The organism is Trueperaceae bacterium (genome assembly GCA_031581195.1).
Classification (GTDB): Bacteria; Deinococcota; Deinococci; order Deinococcales; family Trueperaceae; genus SLSQ01.
In genome coordinates, this window is sequence record JAVLCF010000239.1 from 1 (window position 1) to 1,004 (window position 1,004).

Sequence of the window (1,004 nt, forward strand, 5' to 3'; positions counted from 1 at the left end):
GGGTCGACCGCGGGTACGCGGTGGATGAGGTCACCGCACCGCGGGTCGCGTCGGACGACCGCATCGGTGGTCCACGGAATCGTCACGCGAGGGGGCGCCCGAATCACCGAAAAGGTTCGACCAAAGGCCAGGACCATCGCTGCTGCATGGGAGCCAGAAACCTCGCGGGTGGTGGCCCGTCATGCTCACGGTTCACGACGAGCGTGACGACGAGACGCGAACGCCGGTATCCTCCGAGGTCGCCCACTTACTCCAACGAGTCCCCGTCGGTGGGAAGGCCCTTCAAGTAGGCTCCGTAGCCACTCTTGCGGAGTGGCTCCGAGAGCTCTTCGAGCCGGACGTCGTCGATCCATCCGTTCCGCCACGCGGCTTCCTCCGGGGCCGCGATCTTGAATCCTTGCCGCGCCTCCAGCGTCTGCACGAACGTCGCAGCCTGCAGCAGCGCATCCGGCGTACCCGTGTCCAGCCAGGCCGTACCACGCCCCAGCAACTCGACCGACAGTTCGCCGCGGCTCAGGTACGCCCGATTCACGTCGGTGATCTCCAACTCGCCGCGTTTGGACGGACGCACGCTCTTGGCGACGTCGACCACGTCAGCACCGTAGAAATATAGGCCGGTCACGGCGTAGTGACTTTTCGGTTGGGATGGTTTCTCCTCGATGTCCAGGACGCGACGTTGGTCGTCGAACGTGACGACTCCGTAGCGCTCCGGGTCGTGAACGCGGTACGCGAACACGTGGCCGCCCTTCGTCAGCAACGCTGCGTTTCTCAACTTCTCGCTCATGCCGTAGCCGTGAAAGATGTTGTCACCCAGAATCAAGCAGGCAGGGGAGCCGCCCAAAAACGATTCCCCAATCAAGAACGCCTGTGCGAGACCGTCCGGGGAGGGCTGTTCGGCATAGGAAAGCTCAATCCCCCACTGAGCGCCGTCGCCCAGGAGGTGGTGGAATAGCGGCCGGTCGTGCGGCGTGGTGATGATCAGGATTTCGCGGATCCCGGCCCAC

The 1,004-nt window shown here is 64.2% G+C and carries 1 protein-coding gene; it reads right to left on the reverse strand.

What is annotated here, in order from left to right:
- Positions 1-247 precede the first annotated feature (247 nt).
- Positions 248-1,004, reverse strand: a 757-nt coding sequence (gene rfbA / locus RI554_11720) for a glucose-1-phosphate thymidylyltransferase RfbA (GenBank protein ID MDR9392681.1), incomplete at its 5' end; no start/stop codon positions are given.